Source organism: Hymenobacter frigidus (assembly GCF_014640435.1).
In the GTDB taxonomy this organism is placed as follows: domain Bacteria; phylum Bacteroidota; class Bacteroidia; order Cytophagales; family Hymenobacteraceae; genus Hymenobacter; species Hymenobacter frigidus.
In genome coordinates, this window is sequence record NZ_BMGY01000111.1 from 1 (window position 1) to 593 (window position 593).

The following is a 593-nucleotide window of genomic DNA, read 5'->3' on the forward strand; positions in this document are numbered from 1 at the left end:
CAGCACCTTGCTTTGTGTCCCGAAGGAAAGGCTCATCTCTGAACCGGTCACGCGCATTCTAGCCTAGGTAAGGTTCCTCGCGTATCATCGAATTAAACCACATGCTCCACCACTTGTGCGGGCCCCCGTCAATTCTTTTGAGTTTCACTCTTGCGAGCGTACTCCCCAGGTGGGATACTTAACGCTTTCGCTAAGCCAGTGACAGTCTGTCGCCACCAGCGAGTATCCATCGTTTACGGCGTGGACTACCAGGGTATCTAATCCTGTTCGCTCCCCACGCTTTCGTGCCTCAGCGTCAGTTACAGTCTAGGCAGCTGCCTTCGCAATCGGGGTTCTGGATACTATCTATGCATTTCACCGCTACAGTATCCATTCCGCCACCCTCGTCTGTACTCAAGCTAACCAGTTTCCAGGGCAGTTCCGTTGTTGAGCAACGGGCTTTCACCCCAGACTTAATCAGCCGCCTACGCACCCTTTAAACCCAATAAATCCGGACAACGCTTGCACCCTCCGTATTACCGCGGCTGCTGGCACGGAGTTAGCCGGTGCTTATTCACCAGGTACCGTCAGTAGAGGACGCATCCCCTTTTTTC

Annotated in this window: 1 rRNA gene; it reads right to left on the minus strand. The window is 53.6% G+C overall.

Annotated features, from left to right (window positions below):
- Positions 1–593, minus strand: a 16S ribosomal RNA gene (locus IEW17_RS20680); the annotation flags it as partial.